Raw genomic sequence first — 13,811 nt, 5'->3', positions numbered from 1 at the left:
CCGAATTTTTGTATATTTCTTGACTCCTTCCACTGCCAGCCCTAAAATTCTGCGTCCTCATACTTTGCCTTGCGCAAACATGAGGCGATTTATTACGTGTTTACGAAGCAAAACCCAGGAGCTTTTTGAATGGCAACGATTAACCAGCTGGTACGCAAACCACGCTCCCTGAAGGCTGCTAAAAGCAACGTTCCGGCGCTGGAAGCATGCCCGCAGAAACGTGGTGTATGTACTCGTGTATATACTACTACCCCTAAAAAACCGAACTCCGCACTGCGTAAAGTATGTCGTGTTCGTTTAACCAACGGTTTTGAAGTTACCTCCTATATCGGTGGTGAAGGTCATAACCTGCAGGAGCACTCCGTGATCCTGATCCGTGGCGGTCGTGTTAAAGACCTGCCAGGTGTGCGTTACCACACCGTTCGTGGCGCGCTGGACTGCTCAGGTGTTAAAGACCGTAAGCAATCCCGTTCCAAATACGGCGTGAAGAAGCCAAAGGCTTAATGGTTCTCCGTTAAGTAAGGCCAAACGTTTTAACTTAAATGTCAAACTAAACTCGTAGAGTTTTGGACAATCCTGAATTAACAACGGAGTATTTCCATGCCACGTCGTCGCGTCATTGGTCAACGTAAAATTCTGCCGGATCCTAAGTTCGGATCAGAACTGCTGGCCAAATTTGTAAACATCCTGATGGTAGATGGTAAAAAATCTACTGCTGAAGCAATCGTCTATACCGCGCTGGAGACCCTGGCTCAGCGTTCTGGTAAAGATCATCTGGAAGCTTTTGAAGTAGCTCTGGACAACGTTCGCCCGACTGTCGAAGTTAAGTCGCGCCGCGTTGGTGGTTCTACTTATCAGGTACCAGTAGAAGTCCGTCCGGTTCGTCGTAATGCGTTGGCAATGCGTTGGATCGTAGAAGCTGCTCGTAAACGCGGTGATAAATCTATGGCTCTGCGCCTGGCGAACGAACTTTCTGATGCAGCAGAAAACAAAGGTACTGCTGTTAAGAAACGTGAAGACGTTCACCGTATGGCCGAAGCTAACAAGGCGTTCGCTCACTACCGTTGGTAATCCCTTCGCTGTAGTCATGCTAACCAAGCGGGCGCTAAAAATAGCCAGCCCGCTTGGGTTAACTAAATTGAACGCCCTAGTAAATAGAGGATACAAATGGCTCGTACAACACCCATCGCACGCTACCGTAATATCGGTATCAGTGCGCACATCGACGCCGGTAAAACCACTACTACCGAACGTATTCTGTTCTACACTGGTGTAAACCATAAAATCGGTGAAGTTCATGACGGCGCAGCTACCATGGACTGGATGGAGCAGGAGCAGGAGCGTGGTATTACTATCACTTCCGCAGCGACTACTGCATTCTGGTCTGGTATGGCTAAGCAGTATGAACCGCATCGCGTAAACATCATCGACACCCCGGGACACGTTGACTTCACTATCGAAGTAGAACGTTCCATGCGTGTACTTGATGGTGCGGTAATGGTTTACTGCGCAGTTGGTGGTGTTCAGCCACAGTCTGAAACCGTATGGCGTCAGGCAAACAAATATAAAGTTCCACGCATTGCGTTCGTTAACAAAATGGACCGCATGGGTGCTAACTTCCTGAAAGTTGTTGGTCAGATCAAATCCCGTCTGGGCGCGAACCCTGTTCCGCTGCAGTTGGCAATTGGTGCTGAAGAAGGTTTCACCGGTGTTGTTGACCTGGTGAAAATGAAAGCTATCAACTGGAACGATGCCGATCAGGGCGTGACCTTCGAATACGAAGATATCCCTGCTGATATGCAGGATCTGGCTGAAGAATGGCACCAAAACCTGATCGAATCCGCAGCAGAAGCTTCTGAAGAGCTGATGGAGAAATACCTGGGTGGTGAAGAACTGACTGAAGAAGAGATCAAAAAAGCTCTGCGTCAGCGCGTTCTGAACAACGAAATCATCCTGGTAACCTGTGGTTCTGCTTTTAAGAACAAAGGTGTTCAGGCGATGCTGGATGCGGTAGTTGACTACCTGCCATCCCCAGTTGACGTACCTGCGATCAATGGTCTTTTGGATGACGGTAAAGACACGCCGGCTGAGCGTCACGCAAGTGATGACGAGCCGTTTGCTGCACTGGCGTTCAAAATCGCTACCGACCCGTTTGTAGGTAACCTGACATTCTTCCGCGTGTACTCTGGTGTAGTTAACTCCGGTGACACCGTACTGAACCCAGTTAAATCAGCACGTGAGCGTTTTGGTCGTATCGTTCAGATGCACGCTAACAAGCGTGAAGAGATCAAAGAAGTTCGTGCGGGCGATATCGCTGCTGCTATCGGTCTGAAAGATGTAACGACGGGTGACACTCTGTGTGATCCAGACAACGTCATCATTTTGGAACGTATGGAATTCCCAGAGCCAGTAATTTCCATCGCGGTAGAACCGAAAACCAAAGCTGACCAGGAAAAAATGGGTCTGGCATTGGGCCGTCTGGCTAAAGAAGACCCGTCTTTCCGCGTATGGACTGACGAAGAATCTAACCAGACTATCATCGCTGGTATGGGTGAATTGCACCTCGATATCATCGTTGACCGTATGAAGCGTGAATTCAACGTTGAAGCGAACGTGGGTAAACCACAGGTTGCTTATCGTGAAGCGATTCGTGCGAAAGTTACCGATATCGAAGGTAAACACGCCAAGCAGTCTGGTGGTCGTGGTCAGTATGGTCATGTTGTTATCGACATGTATCCGCTGGAGCCGGGCTCAAATCCGAAAGGTTACGAGTTCGTCAACGACATCAAAGGTGGTGTAATTCCTGGTGAATACATCCCTGCCGTTGATAAAGGCATCCAGGAACAGCTGAAAGCGGGTCCATTGGCTGGTTACCCAGTGGTTGATCTCGGCGTGCGTCTGCACTTCGGTTCTTTCCATGACGTTGACTCCTCTGAATTGGCGTTTAAACTGGCTGCTTCTATCGCCTTTAAAGACGGCTTTAAGAAAGCAAAACCTGTTCTGCTTGAGCCGATCATGAAGGTTGAAGTTGAAACGCCAGAAGAGAACACTGGTGACGTCATCGGTGACCTTAGCCGCCGTCGTGGTATGCTGCGTGGTCAGGAATCCAACGTTACTGGCGTTGTGATTCACGCTGAAGTTCCGTTGTCTGAAATGTTCGGATACGCAACTCAACTGCGTTCTCTGACCAAAGGCCGTGCTTCTTACTCCATGGAGTTCCTGAAGTACGATGACGCGCCTAACAACGTTGCTCAGGCCGTAATTGAAGCCCGTGGCAAATAAGCCTCAGGGTTAAAACAAAATCCCGTGCTCTCTCCATAGGGGGAGAGCATTTGAGTAAGGAATATCGCCGTGTCTAAAGAAAAATTTGAACGTACAAAACCCCACGTTAACGTTGGTACTATCGGCCACGTTGACCATGGTAAAACTACTCTGACTGCTGCAATTACTACCGTTCTGGCTAAAACCTACGGTGGTTCTGCTCGTGCATTCGATCAGATCGATAACGCACCAGAAGAAAAAGCACGTGGTATCACCATCAACACCTCTCACGTTGAATACGATACCCCGTCTCGCCACTATGCGCACGTTGACTGCCCAGGACACGCCGACTATGTGAAAAACATGATCACCGGTGCTGCCCAGATGGATGGCGCGATCCTGGTTGTTGCTGCGACTGACGGCCCAATGCCTCAGACCCGTGAGCACATCCTGCTGGGTCGTCAGGTTGGTGTTCCTTTCATCATCGTGTTCCTGAACAAATGTGACATGGTTGATGACGAAGAGCTGCTGGAACTGGTTGAGATGGAAGTGCGTGAGCTGCTGTCTCAGTACGACTTCCCAGGCGACGACACCCCAGTGGTTCGTGGTTCTGCTCTGAAAGCGCTGGAAGGCGAAGCTGAGTGGGAAGCAAAAATCATCGAATTGGCAGAGCACCTGGATTCTTACATCCCAGAACCAGAACGTGCGATTGACAAGCCGTTCCTGCTGCCAATCGAAGACGTATTCTCCATCTCCGGTCGTGGTACTGTTGTTACCGGTCGTGTAGAGCGCGGTATCGTTAAAGTCGGTGAAGAAGTTGAAATCGTTGGTATCAAAGATACTGCGAAATCTACCTGTACCGGCGTAGAAATGTTCCGCAAACTGCTGGACGAAGGTCGTGCAGGCGAGAACGTTGGTGTTCTGCTGCGTGGTATCAAGCGTGAAGAAATCGAGCGTGGTCAGGTACTGGCTAAGCCGGGTTCAATCAAGCCGCACACTCAGTTCGAATCCGAAGTGTATATCCTGAGCAAAGATGAAGGCGGCCGTCATACTCCGTTCTTCAAAGGCTACCGTCCTCAGTTCTACTTCCGTACCACTGACGTAACGGGCACCATCGAACTGCCAGAAGGCGTAGAGATGGTAATGCCGGGCGACAACATCAAAATGGTTGTTACCCTGATCCACCCAATCGCGATGGACGACGGTTTGCGTTTCGCAATCCGTGAAGGCGGCCGTACAGTAGGCGCGGGCGTTGTTGCTAAAGTTATCGCTTAATCGCTGATAAACTTAATGCATGAAAAAGGCACTTCGGTGCCTTTTTTTACGTCCTAATGATTAAATGGAAATTGAAATAAAAATAATTCTTATTTAGAATAACTCAGTTGGTTAAAAAATCGCTAGGAGCGATTTCAAATGCTGGTTGCAGTGTCCTGAAAGGTAGTGCGAAAGACACTCGTGATAACAATGAGTCATTCTGATATGTATGTTTGTTTGTGCAACGCGATTTCTGACAAAGTCATTCGTAATGCTGTTCGTCAGCACCAGCCTCAATCTATGCAGCAATTACGCAAACTCGTCCCTATCGGGACTGATTGCGGTAAGTGTATTCGTCAGGCGCGTGTCATTTTTGAGGAAGAGCAGGCTAAAATTCCTGATATGTATGAAGTAGCATAAAATGTAGGGTCGTTTTTTTGACTCTCTGCTTACCGGTTCTACACTTTAAGAACTGGAGCGGAGGAGCATGTCATGAAAGGCGATAAAAAAGTCATCACACATCTGAATAAGTTATTGGGCAACGAGCTGGTAGCCATTAACCAATATTTTCTTCATGCCCGAATGTTTAAAAACTGGGGCTTAACCCGTCTTAACGATCACGAATATCATGAGTCTATTGACGAAATGAAACATGCTGATCGCTACATCGAACGAATCCTGTTTCTCGAAGGCATCCCGAATCTACAGGATTTGGGGAAGTTAAATATTGGCGAGGATGTCGAAGAGATCTTACGTTCTGATCTTCAACTTGAGTTGGATGGCGCAAAGAGTTTGCGCGAGGCAATTGCCTATGCTGATTCGGTGCATGACTATGTCAGTAGAGATTTAATGATAGAAATTCTTGCTGATGAAGAAGGGCACATCGACTGGCTGGAAACAGAATTAGATTTGATTTCACGCCTTGGTATACAAAACTATCTTCAAGCTCAGCTAAAAGCTGAGTAATGGGTTATCGTAGCCTGCTATGTAATTTATGCCCCAATCCGGCCGGACTGCGTGCATTGCTCCGGCCGCGTTAAAATCATTTCATCCTGCTTGTTGCTTCCCCAGCCAATTTGCGTATAATGCGCGAGCTTACCGAAACTAGGTAAGCCTGATTCAATCCGAATCAGACGGCCAATATTCATTTATTGACCAAAACAATACTCCCGATATGGGGGTTATGTGCTGACGATTACACTCCCCCATCAATCGAAATGGGTGCGAGGAGTAATCATTTACGTTTATAAATAATTGGAGCTCTGGTCTCATGCAGAACCAAAGAATCCGTATCCGCCTGAAAGCGTTTGATCATCGTCTGATTGATCAATCAACTGCGGAAATCGTCGAGACTGCTAAGCGCACTGGTGCGCAAGTACGTGGTCCGATCCCGCTGCCGACCCGCAAAGAGCGCTTTACCGTTCTGATTTCTCCGCACGTCAATAAAGATGCGCGCGATCAGTACGAGATTCGCACTCACAAGCGTCTGGTTGACATCGTTGAGCCAACCGAGAAAACCGTTGATGCTCTGATGCGTCTGGATCTGGCTGCTGGTGTAGACGTGCAGATCAGCCTGGGTTAATCAGGTCATTGAGCGATTGAGAGGTTGAAACAATGATTGGTTTAGTCGGTAAAAAAGTGGGCATGACCCGTATCTTCACTGAAGATGGCGTATCTATCCCCGTAACCGTTATCGAAATTGAAGCAAACCGCGTAACTCAGGTTAAAGACCTGGCTAACGACGGTTACCGCGCTGTGCAAGTAACTACTGGTGCTAAAAAAGCAAACCGTGTTACCAAGCCAGAAGCAGGTCACTTTGCTAAAGCTGGCGTAGAAGCTGGCCGTACTCTGCGTGAATTCCGTCTTTCTGAAGGCGAAGAGTTCACTGTAGGTCAGAGCATCAGTGTCGAAATTTTCGCAGACGTTAAAAAAGTAGACGTTACTGGTACATCTAAAGGTAAAGGTTTTGCTGGCACAGTTAAGCGCTGGAATTTCCGTACTCAGGATGCTACTCACGGTAACTCCTTGTCTCACCGCGTTCCGGGTTCTATCGGTCAGAACCAGACTCCGGGCAAAGTGTTCAAAGGCAAGAAAATGGCAGGCCAGCTGGGTAACGAACGTGTAACCGTTCAGAGCCTGGACGTAGTGCGTGTTGACGCTGAGCGCAACCTGCTGCTGGTTAAAGGTGCTGTTCCGGGAGCTACCGGTAGCGACCTGATCGTTAAACCAGCTGTGAAGGCGTGAGGAGATAGCAATGGAATTAGTATTGAAAGACGCGCAAAGCGCGCTGACTGTTTCCGAAACTACCTTCGGTCGTGATTTCAACGAAGCGCTGGTACATCAGGTTGTTGTTGCTTATGCAGCAGGTGCCCGTCAAGGTACTCGCGCCCAGAAGACCCGTGCTGAAGTAACTGGTTCCGGTAAAAAACCTTGGCGTCAGAAAGGTACTGGCCGTGCGCGTTCTGGTTCTGCTAAGAGCCCGATCTGGCGTTCCGGTGGTGTAACCTTCGCTGCTAAGCCACAGGACCACAGTCAGAAAGTTAACAAAAAGATGTACCGCGGCGCGCTGAAAAGCATTCTGTCCGAACTGGTACGTCAAGATCGTCTGATCGTTGTCGAGACGTTCTCTGTAGAAGCACCGAAAACTAAGTTGCTTGCGCAGAAGCTGAAAGAAATGGCACTGGAAGACGTGTTGATCATCACCGGCGAACTGGATGAGAATCTGTTCCTGGCTGCGCGTAACCTGTACAAGGTTGACGTGCGTGATGCAGCAGGTATCGACCCAGTTAGCTTGATCGCCTTCGACAAAGTCGTTATGACTGCTGATGCAGTTAAGCAAGTTGAGGAGATGCTGGCATGATCCGTGAAGAACGTCTGCTGAAAGTACTGCGCGCGCCGCACGTATCTGAAAAAGCATCTACCGCGATGGAAAAAACTAACACCATCGTTCTCAAAGTTGCTAAAGACGCGACTAAAGCAGAGATCGTTGCTGCTGTAGAGAAACTGTTCGAAGTAGAAGTTAAAGACGTAAACACCCTGGTAGTTAAGGGTAAAGTTAAGCGTCACGGACAGCGTATTGGTCGTACGCAGCGACTGGAAAAAAGCTTACGTCACCCTGAAAGAAGGCCAGAATCTGGACTTCATCGGCGGCGCTGAGTAAGTCGGAGGAGAAAGACAATGGCAGTTGTTAAATGTAAACCGACATCTCCGGGTCGTCGCCACGTTGTTAAAGTGGTTAACCCTGAGCTGCACAAGGGCAAGCCTTATGCCCCGTTGCTGGAAAAGAACAGCAAATCCGGTGGCCGTAACAACAATGGCCGCATCACTACCCGTCACATCGGTGGTGGTCACAAACAGCAATATCGTCTGATTGACTTCAAACGCAATAAAGACGGTATTCCTGCGGTTGTTGAGCGTCTGGAGTATGATCCGAACCGTTCCGCGAATATCGCGCTGGTTCTGTACAAAGACGGCGAACGTCGTTACATCCTGGCGCCGAAAGGCCTGAAAGCCGGCGACCAGATTCAATCTGGCGTTGATGCTGCGATTAAAGCGGGTAACACCCTGCCGATGCGTAACATTCCAGTCGGTTCAACGGTTCATAACGTAGAAATGAAACCAGGTAAAGGCGGCCAATTGGCTCGTTCTGCTGGTGCTTACGTTCAGATCGTTGCTCGTGACGGTTCTTACGTTACCCTGCGTCTGCGTTCTGGCGAAATGCGTAAAGTCGAATCCGACTGCCGCGCTACGCTGGGCGAAGTTGGCAACGCTGAGCACATGCTTCGCGTTCTGGGTAAAGCTGGTGCTGCACGCTGGCGTGGTGTTCGTCCTACCGTTCGCGGTACGGCAATGAACCCAGTCGACCACCCACACGGTGGTGGTGAAGGTCGTAACTTTGGTAAGCACCCGGTTAGTCCGTGGGGCGTTCAGACCAAAGGTAAGAAGACCCGCAGCAACAAGCGTACTGATAAATTTATCGTACGTCGCCGTACTAAATAATCTTAGAGGATAAACCATGCCACGTTCTCTCAAGAAAGGTCCATTTATTGACCTGCACTTGCTGAAGAAGGTAGAGAAAGCGGTGGAAAGCGGAGACAAGAAGCCTTTGCGCACTTGGTCCCGTCGTTCAACGATCTTTCCAAATATGATCGGTTTGACCATCGCTGTCCATAATGGTCGTCAGCACGTTCCGGTGTTTGTTTCCGATGAAATGGTCGGTCACAAACTGGGTGAATTCGCGCCGACTCGTACTTATCGCGGCCATGCGGCCGACAAAAAGGCCAAGAAGCGCTAAGGTAGGAGGAAGAGATGGAAACTATCGCTAAACATTGCCACGCTCGTTCTTCTGCTCAAAAGGTTCGCCTGGTGGCAGACCTGATTCGCGGTAAGAAAGTGTCGCAAGCTCTGGAAGTTCTGACCTACACCAACAAGAAAGCTGCTGGTCTGGTTAAAAAAGTGCTGGAGTCTGCTATTGCTAACGCAGAACACAACGATGGCGCTGACATTGATGATCTGAAAGTCGCGAAAATCTTCGTTGACGAAGGCCCAAGCATGAAGCGCATTATGCCGCGTGCTAAAGGTCGTGCGGATCGCATCCTGAAGCGTACCAGCCACATTACTGTGGTTGTGTCCGATCGCTGAGACTCTGGAGACTAGCAATGGGTCAGAAAGTACATCCTAATGGTATTCGCCTGGGTATTGTCAAACCTTGGAACTCTACCTGGTATGCGAATACCAAAGAATTCGCTGACAACCTGGACAGCGATTTTAAAGTTCGTAAATACCTGACGAAGGAACTGGAGAAGGCTTCCGTTTCTCGTATCGTTATCGAACGTCCGGCAAAAAGCATTCGTGTGACTATTCACACTGCTCGCCCGGGTATCGTGATCGGTAAAAAAGGTGAAGATGTTGAAAAACTGCGCAAAGTCGTAGCGGATATCGCTGGCGTACCTGCACAGATCAATATCGCAGAAGTTCGTAAACCTGAACTGGACGCAAAACTGGTTGCTGACAGCATCACTTCTCAGCTGGAGCGTCGTGTGATGTTCCGTCGTGCTATGAAGCGTGCTGTACAGAACGCCATGCGTCTGGGCGCTAAAGGTATTAAAGTTGAAGTAAGTGGCCGTCTTGGCGGCGCTGAAATCGCGCGTACCGAATGGTACCGTGAAGGTCGTGTTCCATTGCATACACTGCGTGCGGATATTGACTACAACACCTCCGAAGCGCACACCACTTATGGTGTTATCGGTGTGAAAGTGTGGATCTTCAAAGGTGAGATCCTGGGTGGTATGGCTGCCGTTGAACAACCGGAAAAACCGGCTGCTCAACCTAAAAAGCAGCAGCGTAAAGGCCGCAAGTAAGGAGAGTCGCTGATGTTACAACCAAAGCGTACAAAATTCCGTAAGGTGCACAAGGGCCGCAACCGTGGTCTGGCGCAGGGTACGGATGTTAGCTTCGGCACTTTCGGTCTGAAAGCTGTTGGCCGCGGTCGCCTGACTGCTCGTCAAATCGAAGCTGCACGTCGTGCCATGACCCGTGCTGTTAAGCGTCAAGGTAAGATCTGGATCCGTGTATTCCCGGACAAACCGATCACCGAGAAACCGCTTGAAGTTCGTATGGGTAAAGGTAAAGGTAACGTGGAATATTGGGTTGCCTTGATTCAGCCAGGTAAAGTCCTGTACGAAATGGACGGTGTGCCGGAAGAGTTAGCCCGTGAGGCATTCCAACTGGCAGCAGCGAAACTGCCTATCAAAACCACCTTTGTAACTAAGACGGTGATGTAATGAAAGCAAATGAGCTGCGTGAAAAAAGCGTCGAAGAGCTGAACACTGAACTGCTCGGCCTGCTGCGCGAGCAATTTAACCTGCGTATGCAGGCTGCCAGTGGTCAGTTGCAACAGACTCACCTGGTAAAACAAGTGCGTCACAATATTGCACGTGTTAAGACTTTACTGACTGAGAAGGCGGGTGCGTAATGACCGATAAAATCCGTACTCTGCAAGGTCGTGTTGTAAGCGACAAAATGGAGAAATCCATGGTTGTTGCTATCGAACGTTTTGTGAAACACCCGCTTTACGGTAAATTCATTAAGCGTACGACTAAGCTGCACGTACATGACGAGAACAATGAATGCGGTATCGGTGACGTGGTTGAAATCCGCGAATGCCGTCCGCTGTCCAAAAATAAGTCTTGGACACTTGTTCGCGTTGTAGAGAAAGCGATTCTGTAATAAAGTAGCGCTCTTCTCTTATGATAAACGGCTCTGCAAAGGGCCGTTTATTTTTTCTACCCATACCAAGGAAGCGGTGTTATAATGCTGCGCCCTCAATTATGGGGTATTTAATGGCCCGAAAGGGTCCTAGAGTAGTAGTTGACAAGCGGAGCACTAAAATGATCCAAGAACAGACTATGCTGAACGTGGCCGATAATTCCGGTGCACGTCGCGTAATGTGTATCAAGGTTCTAGGTGGCTCGCACCGTCGCTACGCAGGCGTCGGCGATATCATCAAAATTACCATCAAGGAAGCAATTCCTCGCGGTAAGGTGAAGAAAGGCGATGTTCTGAAGGCGGTAGTGGTGCGCACCAAGAAGGGTGTTCGTCGCCCGGACGGTTCTGTCATTCGCTTCGATGGCAATGCTTGCGTTATTTTAAACAATAACAGCGAACAGCCTATCGGTACGCGTATTTTTGGGCCGGTAACTCGTGAACTGCGTAATGAGAAGTTCATGAAAATTATCTCTCTGGCACCAGAAGTACTTTAAGGAGCGAATCATGGCAGCGAAAATCCGTCGTGATGACGAAGTTATTGTGCTAACCGGTAAAGATAAAGGTAAGCGCGGTAAAGTAAAAAATGTCCTGTCTGCTAGTAAGGTCATTGTTGAAGGTATTAACCTGGTTAAAAAACATCAGAAGCCGGTTCCGGCCCTGAACCAACCAGGTGGCATCGTTGAAAAAGAAGCTGCAATTCAAGTTTCTAACCTTGCAATCTTCAATGCGGCAACTGGTAAGGCTGACCGTGTAGGCTTTAGATTCGAAGACGGAAAAAAAGTCCGTTTCTTTAAATCTAATAGCGAAACTATCAAGTAATTTGGAGTAGTACGATGGCGAAACTGCATGATTACTACAAAGACGAAGTAGTTAAAAAACTCATGACTGAGTTTAACTACAATTCTGTCATGCAAGTCCCTCGGGTCGAGAAGATCACCCTGAATATGGGTGTTGGTGAAGCGATCGCTGACAAGAAACTGCTGGATAACGCAGCAGCTGATCTGGCAGCAATCTCCGGTCAAAAACCGTTGATCACCAAAGCACGCAAATCTGTTGCAGGCTTCAAAATCCGTCAGGGCTATCCGATCGGCTGTAAAGTAACTCTGCGTGGCGAACGCATGTGGGAGTTCCTTGAGCGTCTGATTTCCATTGCTGTACCGCGTATTCGTGACTTCCGTGGCTTGTCCGCTAAGTCATTCGATGGTCGTGGTAACTACAGCATGGGTGTGCGTGAGCAGATCATCTTCCCGGAAATCGACTACGATAAAGTCGATCGCGTTCGTGGTTTGGACATTACCATTACCACTACTGCGAAATCCGATGATGAAGGCCGTGCGCTGTTGGCCGCCTTTAACTTCCCATTCCGCAAGTAAGGTAGGGTTACTAATGGCTAAGCAATCCATGAAAGCACGCGAAGTTGTTCGTGTGAAACTGGCTGAAAAATACCGCGCTAAACGCGAGGAATTGAAAGCTATCATCTCTGGTGTGAACTCATCCGACGAAGATCGTTGGGATGCAGTTCTTAAGCTGCAGACTCTGCCGCGTGATTCCAGCCCGTCTCGTCAGCGTAACCGCTGCCGCCAAACTGGTCGTCCGCACGCTTTCCTGCGGAAGTTCGGGTTGAGCCGTATCAAGGTCCGTGAAGCCGCTATGCGCGGTGAAATTCCGGGTCTGAAAAAGGCTAGCTGGTAATTGTCACCAATTGAATCACGGGAGTAAAGACAGATGAGCATGCAAGATCCGATCGCGGATATGCTGACCCGTATCCGTAACGGTCAAGCCGCGAACAAAGTTGCGGTCACCATGCCTTCCTCCAAGCTGAAAGTGGCAATTGCCAACGTGCTGAAGGAAGAAGGTTACATTGAAGATTTCAAAATCGAAGGCGACACCAAGCCAGTTCTGGAATTAGAACTTAAATATTTCCAGGGCAAGGCAGTGGTAGAAAGCATTCAGCGAGTAAGCCGTCCAGGTCTGCGCATCTATAAAAGAAAAGATGAGCTGCCAAAAGTTATGGCCGGTTTGGGTATCGCAGTTGTTTCTACCTCTAAAGGTGTTATGACTGATCGTGCAGCTCGCCAGGCTGGTCTTGGTGGCGAGATTATCTGCTACGTAGCTTAATCGGGAGGAAAAATGTCTCGTGTTGCAAAAGCACCCGTCGTCATTCCTGCCGGCGTAGAGGTAAAACTCAACGGTCAGGATGTTTCGATTAAGGGTAAAAACGGCGAGCTGAGTCGTAAGATCCACGATGCTGTTGAAGTGAAACAAGCTGACAACGCTCTGACTTTCGCTCCGCGCGAAGGTTTTGTTGACGGATGGGCCCAAGCGGGTACCACTCGTGCTCTGTTGAACGCAATGGTTATCGGTGTTACCGAAGGCTTCACTAAGAAGCTGCAACTGGTTGGTGTTGGTTACCGTGCTGCTGTTAAAGGCAACGTGGTTAACCTGTCTCTCGGGTTTTCTCACCCAGTAGAGCATGCACTGCCGGCAGGTATTACTGCAGAATGCCCAAGCCAAACTGAAATCGTACTGAAAGGTGCTGATAAGCAGGTTATTGGTCAGGTTGCTGCGGAATTACGCGCCTACCGTCGTCCTGAGCCTTATAAAGGCAAGGGTGTCCGTTACGCCGACGAAGTCGTGCGTACCAAAGAGGCTAAGAAGAAGTAAGGTAACACTATGGATAAGAAAGCAGCTCGTATCCGTCGTGCGACCCGCGCACGCCGCAAGCTCCAGGAACTGGGTGCGACGCGTCTGGTGGTACATCGTACTCCACGCCATATTTATGCGCAGGTCATTGCACCGAACGGTTCTGAAGTCCTGGTAGCCGCTTCTACTGTAGAAAAAGCTATCGCTGAACAACTGAAGTCTACCGGTAATAAAGACGCAGCAAGTGCAATAGGTAAAGCTATTGCAGAACGCGCGTTAGAAAAAGGCATCAAAGATGTCTCTTTCGACCGTTCCGGTTTCCAATATCATGGTCGAGTCCAAGCACTGGCAGATGCTGCCCGTGAAGCTGGCCTTCAGTTCTAAGG

The 13,811-nt window shown here is 49.1% G+C and carries 23 protein-coding genes and 1 pseudogene; all 24 read left to right on the top strand.

Features of this window, described 5'->3' with window-relative positions:
• Positions 1-129: 129 nt before the first annotated feature.
• Positions 130-504 carry a 30S ribosomal protein S12 gene (gene rpsL / locus HP572_RS17630; protein ID WP_005969567.1) on the top strand — a complete coding sequence of 125 codons (375 nt, stop codon included), beginning with the start codon at positions 130-132 and terminating at the stop codon, positions 502-504.
• Positions 505-600: 96 nt separating this feature from the next.
• Positions 601-1,071 carry a 30S ribosomal protein S7 gene (gene rpsG, locus HP572_RS17625; RefSeq protein ID WP_009111198.1) on the top strand — a complete coding sequence of 157 codons (471 nt, stop codon included), beginning with the start codon at positions 601-603 and terminating at the stop codon, positions 1,069-1,071.
• Positions 1,072-1,167: 96 nt separating this feature from the next.
• Complete coding sequence (fusA, locus tag HP572_RS17620; RefSeq protein WP_205555208.1) at positions 1,168-3,282, top strand: elongation factor G; 2,115 nt, start codon at positions 1,168-1,170, stop codon at positions 3,280-3,282.
• 69 nt (positions 3,283-3,351) lie between these two features.
• On the top strand, positions 3,352-4,536 hold the full coding sequence (gene tuf / locus HP572_RS17615; protein WP_010277443.1) for an elongation factor Tu: 1,185 nt from the start codon (positions 3,352-3,354) through the stop codon (positions 4,534-4,536).
• Positions 4,537-4,740: 204 nt separating this feature from the next.
• On the top strand, positions 4,741-4,935 hold the full coding sequence (bfd, locus tag HP572_RS17610; protein WP_005970281.1) for a bacterioferritin-associated ferredoxin: 195 nt from the start codon (positions 4,741-4,743) through the stop codon (positions 4,933-4,935).
• Positions 4,936-5,007: 72 nt separating this feature from the next.
• Complete coding sequence (bfr, locus tag HP572_RS17605) at positions 5,008-5,481, top strand: bacterioferritin (protein ID WP_010304949.1); 474 nt, start codon at positions 5,008-5,010, stop codon at positions 5,479-5,481.
• 304 nt (positions 5,482-5,785) lie between these two features.
• Positions 5,786-6,097, top strand: coding sequence for a 30S ribosomal protein S10 (gene rpsJ / locus HP572_RS17600; RefSeq protein ID WP_001181005.1), 312 nt, complete (start codon positions 5,786-5,788; stop codon positions 6,095-6,097).
• 32 nt (positions 6,098-6,129) lie between these two features.
• A complete protein-coding gene (rplC, locus tag HP572_RS17595; protein ID WP_010304941.1) occupies positions 6,130-6,759 on the top strand; it encodes a 50S ribosomal protein L3 in 630 nt (209 codons plus the stop codon).
• 10 nt (positions 6,760-6,769) lie between these two features.
• Positions 6,770-7,375: a 50S ribosomal protein L4 gene (gene rplD, locus HP572_RS17590; RefSeq protein WP_010286181.1), complete on the top strand. Its 606-nt coding sequence runs from the start codon at positions 6,770-6,772 to the stop codon at positions 7,373-7,375.
• Positions 7,372-7,675, top strand: a pseudogene (rplW, locus tag HP572_RS17585) (50S ribosomal protein L23). The gene rplD and the pseudogene rplW overlap by 4 nt, the downstream one beginning before the upstream one ends.
• A 17-nt stretch (positions 7,676-7,692) precedes the next feature.
• Positions 7,693-8,514: a 50S ribosomal protein L2 gene (gene rplB / locus HP572_RS17580; RefSeq protein ID WP_010286179.1), complete on the top strand. Its 822-nt coding sequence runs from the start codon at positions 7,693-7,695 to the stop codon at positions 8,512-8,514.
• Between the two features lie 16 nt (positions 8,515-8,530).
• Entirely contained in the window at positions 8,531-8,809 is a 279-nt protein-coding gene (gene rpsS, locus HP572_RS17575; protein WP_004929772.1) for a 30S ribosomal protein S19, read from the top strand.
• Between the two features lie 14 nt (positions 8,810-8,823).
• Positions 8,824-9,156, top strand: coding sequence for a 50S ribosomal protein L22 (rplV, locus tag HP572_RS17570; protein ID WP_005970275.1), 333 nt, complete (start codon positions 8,824-8,826; stop codon positions 9,154-9,156).
• A 17-nt stretch (positions 9,157-9,173) separates the two neighbouring features.
• Positions 9,174-9,875, top strand: coding sequence for a 30S ribosomal protein S3 (gene rpsC / locus HP572_RS17565; RefSeq protein ID WP_005970274.1), 702 nt, complete (start codon positions 9,174-9,176; stop codon positions 9,873-9,875).
• A 12-nt stretch (positions 9,876-9,887) separates the two neighbouring features.
• Entirely contained in the window at positions 9,888-10,298 is a 411-nt protein-coding gene (rplP, locus tag HP572_RS17560) for a 50S ribosomal protein L16 (protein WP_005970273.1), read from the top strand.
• Positions 10,298-10,489: a 50S ribosomal protein L29 gene (rpmC, locus tag HP572_RS17555; RefSeq protein WP_005970272.1), complete on the top strand. Its 192-nt coding sequence runs from the start codon at positions 10,298-10,300 to the stop codon at positions 10,487-10,489. Before rplP ends, rpmC begins: the two co-directional genes overlap by 1 nt.
• Entirely contained in the window at positions 10,489-10,743 is a 255-nt protein-coding gene (rpsQ, locus tag HP572_RS17550; protein WP_010286161.1) for a 30S ribosomal protein S17, read from the top strand. The genes rpmC and rpsQ overlap by 1 nt, the downstream gene beginning before the upstream one ends.
• 161 nt (positions 10,744-10,904) lie before the next feature.
• Entirely contained in the window at positions 10,905-11,276 is a 372-nt protein-coding gene (gene rplN / locus HP572_RS17545; protein ID WP_000613954.1) for a 50S ribosomal protein L14, read from the top strand.
• Positions 11,277-11,286: 10 nt separating this feature from the next.
• Complete coding sequence (gene rplX, locus HP572_RS17540) at positions 11,287-11,601, top strand: 50S ribosomal protein L24 (protein WP_005970267.1); 315 nt, start codon at positions 11,287-11,289, stop codon at positions 11,599-11,601.
• A 14-nt stretch (positions 11,602-11,615) separates the two neighbouring features.
• Positions 11,616-12,155: a 50S ribosomal protein L5 gene (gene rplE, locus HP572_RS17535; protein WP_005970265.1), complete on the top strand. Its 540-nt coding sequence runs from the start codon at positions 11,616-11,618 to the stop codon at positions 12,153-12,155.
• A gap of 13 nt (positions 12,156-12,168) precedes the next feature.
• Positions 12,169-12,474: a 30S ribosomal protein S14 gene (gene rpsN, locus HP572_RS17530; protein WP_010286114.1), complete on the top strand. Its 306-nt coding sequence runs from the start codon at positions 12,169-12,171 to the stop codon at positions 12,472-12,474.
• 33 nt (positions 12,475-12,507) lie between these two features.
• Positions 12,508-12,900 carry a 30S ribosomal protein S8 gene (gene rpsH / locus HP572_RS17525; protein ID WP_005970261.1) on the top strand — a complete coding sequence of 131 codons (393 nt, stop codon included), beginning with the start codon at positions 12,508-12,510 and terminating at the stop codon, positions 12,898-12,900.
• A gap of 12 nt (positions 12,901-12,912) precedes the next feature.
• Complete coding sequence (rplF, locus tag HP572_RS17520) at positions 12,913-13,446, top strand: 50S ribosomal protein L6 (RefSeq protein WP_005970259.1); 534 nt, start codon at positions 12,913-12,915, stop codon at positions 13,444-13,446.
• Positions 13,447-13,455: 9 nt separating this feature from the next.
• The gene (rplR, locus tag HP572_RS17515) at positions 13,456-13,809 is read left to right on the top strand and encodes a 50S ribosomal protein L18 (protein WP_010286111.1); all 354 of its coding nucleotides are present in this window, start codon (positions 13,456-13,458) and stop codon (positions 13,807-13,809) included.
• The last annotated feature ends 2 nt before the right edge of the window (positions 13,810-13,811 follow it).

The organism is Pectobacterium sp. PL64 (assembly GCF_022477975.1).
Lineage (GTDB): Bacteria > Pseudomonadota > Gammaproteobacteria > Enterobacterales > Enterobacteriaceae > Pectobacterium > Pectobacterium jejuense.
Note: the sequence above shows the minus strand (reverse complement) of the source record. Positions and strands in the feature narration are given on the sequence as shown.

Bases quoted from the DNA above. Each gene is read 5' to 3' on its own strand.
- rpsL (WP_005969567.1), top strand. From the start codon at position 130: ATGGCAACGATTAACCAGCTGGTACGCAAACCACGCTCCCTGAAGGCT.
- rpsG (WP_009111198.1), top strand. From the start codon at position 601: ATGCCACGTCGTCGCGTCATTGGTCAACGTAAAATTCTGCCGGATCCT.
- fusA (WP_205555208.1), top strand. From the start codon at position 1,168: ATGGCTCGTACAACACCCATCGCACGCTACCGTAATATCGGTATCAGT.
- bfd (WP_005970281.1), top strand. From the start codon at position 4,741: ATGTATGTTTGTTTGTGCAACGCGATTTCTGACAAAGTCATTCGTAAT.
- bfr (WP_010304949.1), top strand. From the start codon at position 5,008: ATGAAAGGCGATAAAAAAGTCATCACACATCTGAATAAGTTATTGGGC.
- rpsJ (WP_001181005.1), top strand. From the start codon at position 5,786: ATGCAGAACCAAAGAATCCGTATCCGCCTGAAAGCGTTTGATCATCGT.
- rplC (WP_010304941.1), top strand. From the start codon at position 6,130: ATGATTGGTTTAGTCGGTAAAAAAGTGGGCATGACCCGTATCTTCACT.
- rplD (WP_010286181.1), top strand. From the start codon at position 6,770: ATGGAATTAGTATTGAAAGACGCGCAAAGCGCGCTGACTGTTTCCGAA.
- rplB (WP_010286179.1), top strand. From the start codon at position 7,693: ATGGCAGTTGTTAAATGTAAACCGACATCTCCGGGTCGTCGCCACGTT.
- rpsS (WP_004929772.1), top strand. From the start codon at position 8,531: ATGCCACGTTCTCTCAAGAAAGGTCCATTTATTGACCTGCACTTGCTG.
- rplV (WP_005970275.1), top strand. From the start codon at position 8,824: ATGGAAACTATCGCTAAACATTGCCACGCTCGTTCTTCTGCTCAAAAG.
- rpsC (WP_005970274.1), top strand. From the start codon at position 9,174: ATGGGTCAGAAAGTACATCCTAATGGTATTCGCCTGGGTATTGTCAAA.
- rplP (WP_005970273.1), top strand. From the start codon at position 9,888: ATGTTACAACCAAAGCGTACAAAATTCCGTAAGGTGCACAAGGGCCGC.
- rpmC (WP_005970272.1), top strand. From the start codon at position 10,298: ATGAAAGCAAATGAGCTGCGTGAAAAAAGCGTCGAAGAGCTGAACACT.
- rpsQ (WP_010286161.1), top strand. From the start codon at position 10,489: ATGACCGATAAAATCCGTACTCTGCAAGGTCGTGTTGTAAGCGACAAA.
- rplN (WP_000613954.1), top strand. From the start codon at position 10,905: ATGATCCAAGAACAGACTATGCTGAACGTGGCCGATAATTCCGGTGCA.
- rplX (WP_005970267.1), top strand. From the start codon at position 11,287: ATGGCAGCGAAAATCCGTCGTGATGACGAAGTTATTGTGCTAACCGGT.
- rplE (WP_005970265.1), top strand. From the start codon at position 11,616: ATGGCGAAACTGCATGATTACTACAAAGACGAAGTAGTTAAAAAACTC.
- rpsN (WP_010286114.1), top strand. From the start codon at position 12,169: ATGGCTAAGCAATCCATGAAAGCACGCGAAGTTGTTCGTGTGAAACTG.
- rpsH (WP_005970261.1), top strand. From the start codon at position 12,508: ATGAGCATGCAAGATCCGATCGCGGATATGCTGACCCGTATCCGTAAC.
- rplF (WP_005970259.1), top strand. From the start codon at position 12,913: ATGTCTCGTGTTGCAAAAGCACCCGTCGTCATTCCTGCCGGCGTAGAG.
- rplR (WP_010286111.1), top strand. From the start codon at position 13,456: ATGGATAAGAAAGCAGCTCGTATCCGTCGTGCGACCCGCGCACGCCGC.